Raw genomic sequence first — 5246 nt, forward strand, 5'->3', positions numbered from 1 at the left:
ACGGTGAGGCGGGTGACGATCGAGGTGTGGCTGAGGCGGTCCTCGATTCGCCAGCGGTAGATCACGGCGACGGTCGCGGCGGGCGCGGGATCGATGATGAGGCGGACCCGGCGGCGCATCGTGCCGTCGACGTCGGGCACGGTGACGCGTTGGGCGCGGTAGCCGAACGGGGCGGGTCCGAGGTGGTAGCCGGCGCGAACGAGTGCGATCTGGGCCTGGCGGGCGCGTTCGGTGGTCTCGGCGTGGTGTTCGGCGAGCAGTCGGGCCGCGCGGGTGGCGCGCCGGTCCGCGAAGGGGTGCGTCCAGCGCCACCACAAGCCGGGTCGGGTCGGCGCCGCGGCGGGAGCGGGGGGCAACGTGGGAATGGGGTGGTCAGACACGATGGCTCCAGCCAGATGAAGGCGAGCAGCGAGATGCGGTCTGGCAGCCGTGGCATGGGAGACCCGGCCGACCAGCGGGAGTGATCTAGGCGGCCAGGCGGTCCGGCGTGGTGGTGTCGCGGACGGCCGGCGCGGGCGTGGCTGGCGGCGGGTCCGGTGTCGTCGGCGGCTGCGTCCGCCTGCCAGCAGCAGAACGGAAGACGATCACGTCCTGGTGGACCGGGTAGGCGCGTGCCCCTGCGCGCGGGCGGGCCGCGCTGAGCGTCTGGGTGTACGGGACGGCGGTGAGAGCGACGCAGCGCTGCACCGGGCGCAGTCCCACATCCCGGCCGGCCGTCACGACCCGGCTGGCCAGATCTATCCCGTCGATGGGGACTGGCTCGACGATGACGACGAGCAGGCCGTCGTCCCAGGGCAGCTCCGAGTAGGCGGCCAGCCGGGCACGGAGGCGGTCCGGTCCCGGCCGGTCGCGGGCCAGGCCGAAGCCGGCCTGGTCATCGGGGTCGGAATGGGGACCGATCGCGGTCAGGACCAGGTCGATCGGGCCGAGTCCGGTCCAGGTCCGCGGGTCGGGTGGGTTGTCGAGGATCATCCCGTCGCCCCGGGCGCCCCGTGCCTTCGCGAGGGTCACGGTGGTGCGGGCGTACTCCCACCAGCGGGGGTCGTGGGTGATGCCGATGGCGTGTCGGCCGGCGTGGGCGGCTTCGGCGACGACGGTCCCGGGTCCGCAGTCCGGGTCGCAGACCGTGTCCCCGGGCCGGCTGTAGGTGGCGATGGCGTAGGCGGCGACCGCCGGCGTGATCGCGTTGCCGTGATGCGACGAGGTGGGCTGGTGGCCGGAGGCCGCGACCTGGTTGGACGGTGCGTGGCGGCCGGTGGGCCAGACGGTGCACCAGCGGTCGGCGCGGGGCGCTCTGTCGGTGGTCACTGGTGCTGGCTCCAACCCGGCGTGGAGGTGCTGCTGATGGGGGTGAACAGCAGCAGGTCGGAGTGCACCCGCCAGGCCAGCTTTCCTGCGGGGAGGGGTGCGGTGGGCTGGTCGAGCTGGTCGAGGGGGATCTCCAGCAGGACGATGCGGTCGAGCAGGGCGAGCCCGTGGCGGCCGGTGGCGGTGGTGAGGTCGATGGTGGGGTCGATCAACCAGCCGGCGAGGCTGTCGCTGCGGGTGATGACGGCCAGGGTGCCGCCGGGGGCCACCAGCTGGTCCCAGGGGATGTGGGTGAACCAGCCGTGCCGGGTCGGGGAGACGACCGTGACGACCAGCGGGTGGCGGTCATCATCCGCTTCCTGACCGGTGGCGGGTCCGGGTCCGGACCCTGACCGCTGCATGGTTGGGTCGGCGGGCCCGGTCCGAAACCGGACGGGCCGGCCGAGTCGGGCGACGGCCCAGCCGGTCTCGGCGAGGCCGGTGATGGTGTCGTCGTCGCCGGCCGCGGTCGGCGACCCGTCCTCGTCCAGGGCCGGGGGGGTCAGTAGCAGGACGGGGTCGCCGGGACGGGTGGAGGCGACGACGAGCCGTTCCACGGCGGCGGTGAGCCAGCCGGCGGGCCACTGGTCGGGGTTGGTCGGCGGGCACGGCCAGACGGTCGCTGGCCGGCCGGCGGGGATGACGGGGCGGCCGTCGCGGTCGTGGTCGGATGCGGTGGGCATCGGTGGTCTTCCTTTCACGGCGAGCGTTTTCGCGGTCGTAAAAGGAGACCGTCTGCTGTGCAGTTTTTCGCCACCACCCCCGTGACTTTCTTCAAGATTTTTCCCGCTGGCAGGGGCCTAGCCCATCAGGACCATTGATCGCTGGCATATCACTGGAAGGGTCCCGGAGAATAATCCGGAAAATTTCTCAAGATTTTCTCGTGGGTGCCAGCGTGGGCCGGCTGGTGACCACTGGTGGCGCACCAGCGGAGGCCAGCAGCTTGCCAGCGGTGTCACAGCATCCCAGCTCAGCGGCCCACTGTGCGGTTCGGTCCTACTGCTGGCACGCGGTGGCGGGTGAGGCGGGCCCGAATCCCGGTGCGGGCTCGCTGTGATTGTGCTGGCTGCCAGCGATCTCCGCTGCGCATTCGCTGGCAGATCATGCTGGCTTTTCGCTGGCATTGATGTGGATTCCTTGGGGCTGTCCGATTCCGCGACACCCGAAGGACGGCAGAAAATGCCCGACGAAACGAGTTCCCTGCCTGTGCGAACAGCCGGCGCGAGCGCGCAGGGATTGCCTCTGGTGATACTCCGGGACTGCTTCGCGCTGCTGGTCGCCGGCCCCTCCCCGCTGGCCCTGGACGGCACACCGGTACCCGGCCTACCCGCCCGGCTGGTGGCGTTGGACGAGCTACGCGACCGGCTGCTGGCCGGCTCCTGCTCACAGGCCACCCGCGACGCCGCATGGGCAGTGGTGGTCCGCCGCTCCCGCGCCCGTGGCGGTGCGTGGACGGTCGGCGCCGCCGGGATGGCCCTGCCCGCACTGCGGGCGGTCGCAGCCCGGCTCGGCGGGCACAGCGACCTCGATACGGCCGACGTGCAGGCCGAGATCCTGACCGGGTTCCTCACCGCGCTCGTGACCGTCCGCCTGGACCTGCCGCGGATCGCGGTCCGGCTGCGGTGGAACGCCTACCGGGCCGGCCTGGACCTGCTGACTCAGAGCCTGGAAACCCCGCATCCCGACCCGGGCCTGTTCCACACCCGCACTGTCACCCACACGCAGGCGGACGGTCCGCATGAGGTCCTGGCCGACGCGGTCACAGACGGGGTCCTGACCGCCACTGAGGCCGCGGTCGTCGCCGCGACCCGGCTCGACGACGTCCCGGTCGCAGCCTGGGCGGCCCGCCACGCCACAGCACCGCGTACCGCCTACCGGCTGCGCGACCGTGCCGAACGACGGCTACTCGGCTACCTCACCGGTCCGGCCCGCACCAGTCGCGCACCGAAGGCGCCGGACAACGAGCCGCCGCCCCGGCCACAGCCTCCGGTAGCCACAGCCGACTCATCGCCCCGCCCCGCCCCGACATTCCCGGTCGCGGGGGTGACGGCATGAACCCGACCTCACACCCCGAGGTCCACTTCCCGCGCTCGGCCCGGCGGGCCCTGCTGCGCCGGCCGGTCCTGATCGCCGTCGTCGTCGCGGTACTCGTCGTCGCCAGCGGCGCGGCGGCCTTCGCGGGACAGTCGCCGGGCGCCCTGGGCCAGGCTGCTCCGGCGGCGCCAGTAGCGCCGGATCTGGAGACGGTCCTGAACAACGTCCGCAACTGGATCATGGGGATTCTGGCGCTGCTGGCGACGGTGTTCCTCTCGGTCGGCGGCGTGCGCTACCTGGTGGCCAACGGCGAGCCGGGCGAGGTCGGCAAGGCCAAGGACGCCTTCCGCAACGCCGGCTGGGGCTACGGGCTGGCCGCGCTCGCACCGGTGGCCGTCGAAATCCTCAAGCAGATCGTCGGGGGCTAGGCGTGAACGCCGCCGTCCCCGCACGTTGCACGCTTCTGCGCGGTGCGCGAAGCGGCCCCCTCGTCCAGGCGGTTGATCGGCCGGGTCATCGGCGGGGCCGCGGGCTGCTGCTGGCCGGGACGGCGGCCTTCGCGTTCCTCCTGCTGATCGTGTTCCCGGTGGTGGCGTCCGCCGCTCCCGCACCGCCCGCTCCCGCGCCCGCACCGTCCACCGAGACGCCCGGCTCGACTGGTCCCACTCCGAACCCGCAGCCCGGACCGTCCCCGATTCCCCCGGGACAAGCCCCACCAGATCCGCCGGCTCCCTCCGGCGGGGCTGCCACACCTGCGCCCGACGCACCCGACGCTCCGCCCGACGGTGTCGGAACCGAGGCTCCCGCGGAACCCTGCCCGGCGGACGACCCGGATTGCGCCACCGCGCCGGAGGTTCCCCCACCGCCGATGCCGCAGACGACCCCACCGGCACCGGACACCGGCGGTGACGGCCGTGGGGTCGCCGGGTGGATCACCGATGCCATCAACGACGCGATCAGCGGCTTCTTCCGAACTCTGGTGACCGCCGCGCTCAACCCGCTGCTGGATCTGCTGGGCCGTACTTTGCTGACCACCCCGGAACCGTCCGACCTTCCGGCGATCGGCGAAATGTGGTCGACATCGTGGGCCATCAGCGCCACCGCTTACAGCACGCTGATCATGTTCGGTGGGATTACGGTCATGTCACTGGGCACGGTCCAGTCCCGCATCTCGATCAAAGAGATCGCACCTCGAATCCCGATCGGATTCCTCGCCGCCGGACTGTCCCAGTTCCTGGCCACCAAAGCCATCCAGATCGCCAACCCGCTGCCCGGCGCGATCCTCGGCCAGGGGTTGAACCCGGACACTGCGTCCGGGCAACTGAAGAACATCATCATCGGGTCGATCGCGCCGATTCCCGGCGCCTACGGCGAGAGCATCTTCGTCATCTTTCTCGGGCTGTTCCTCGCCGGTTCGGTCGTGGCGCTGCTATGCACCTACATCGCCCGCATCGTCATCGAGGTGGCGCTCATCGGCGCCGCGCCGCTGGCGCTCGCCGGGCACGGCCACCCGCAGACCGAGAAGCTCGCGTTCTGGTGGTGGAAGGCGTTCTTCGGCTGCCTGGGAATCCAGATCGCCCAGTCGTTCGTCCTCATCGCATCTTTCAAGGTGTTCTTCACCCCGGGCGGCTTCACCGTGTTCGGCCCGACCCCGGACGGCGTCGTGAACCTGCTCGCCGCAATCACTCTCATCTACTTCCTGTTCAAGATTCCTTTCTGGATGATGCCGAAGATCGGCAATGGCGGTGGCATTCTCGGCCGGGTCGTGCGCGCCTACGTCATGGGCCGGGCCCTGGGTCTACTCGGGGGACGGTTCGGACGCGGCACCGGGCGCGCGGGTGCTCGGGCCGGCCGGGGCCGTGGTG

The 5246-nt window shown here is 71.5% G+C and carries 4 protein-coding genes and 2 pseudogenes; 3 read left to right on the forward strand and 3 right to left on the reverse strand.

Annotation, left to right across the window (positions count from 1 at the left end; genetic code table 11):
- The 3 genes and pseudogenes from NBZ85_RS27205 to NBZ85_RS27215 form a co-directional block, all read right to left on the reverse strand.
- A pseudogene (locus NBZ85_RS27205) lies at positions 1 to 380 on the reverse strand (recombinase family protein); the annotation flags it as partial.
- 85 nt (positions 381 to 465) lie between these two features.
- A complete protein-coding gene (locus tag NBZ85_RS27210) occupies positions 466 to 1308 on the reverse strand; it encodes a DNA methyltransferase (protein WP_261562869.1) in 843 nt (280 codons plus the stop codon).
- Positions 1305 to 2030, reverse strand: coding sequence for a hypothetical protein (locus tag NBZ85_RS27215; protein WP_261562870.1), 726 nt, complete (start codon positions 2028 to 2030; stop codon positions 1305 to 1307). The genes NBZ85_RS27210 and NBZ85_RS27215 overlap by 4 nt, the downstream gene beginning before the upstream one ends.
- Before the next feature lie 562 nt (positions 2031 to 2592).
- On the opposite strand from NBZ85_RS27215, the gene NBZ85_RS27220 reads away from it, so the two are divergent.
- The 3 genes and pseudogenes from NBZ85_RS27220 to NBZ85_RS27230 all read left to right on the forward strand — a co-directional run.
- On the forward strand, positions 2593 to 3402 hold the full coding sequence (locus NBZ85_RS27220) for a hypothetical protein (protein ID WP_261562871.1): 810 nt from the start codon (positions 2593 to 2595) through the stop codon (positions 3400 to 3402).
- Positions 3399 to 3809, forward strand: a complete 411-nt coding sequence (locus tag NBZ85_RS27225) for a pilin (protein ID WP_261562872.1) — start codon at positions 3399 to 3401, stop codon at positions 3807 to 3809. Before NBZ85_RS27220 ends, NBZ85_RS27225 begins: the two co-directional genes overlap by 4 nt.
- 440 nt (positions 3810 to 4249) lie before the next feature.
- A pseudogene (locus tag NBZ85_RS27230) lies at positions 4250 to 5246 on the forward strand (hypothetical protein); the annotation flags it as partial.

Origin of the sequence: Frankia tisae (assembly GCF_025403405.1) — a bacterium.
Taxonomy (GTDB): domain Bacteria; phylum Actinomycetota; class Actinomycetes; order Frankiales; family Frankiaceae; genus Frankia; species Frankia tisai.

Coding starts and splice junctions, on each gene's coding strand:
- NBZ85_RS27225 (WP_261562872.1), top strand. CDS start 3,399: ATGAACCCGACCTCACACCCCGAGGTCCACTTCCCGCGCTCGGCCCGG.
- NBZ85_RS27215 (WP_261562870.1), bottom strand. CDS start 2,030: ATGCCCACCGCATCCGACCACGACCGCGACGGCCGCCCCGTCATCCCC.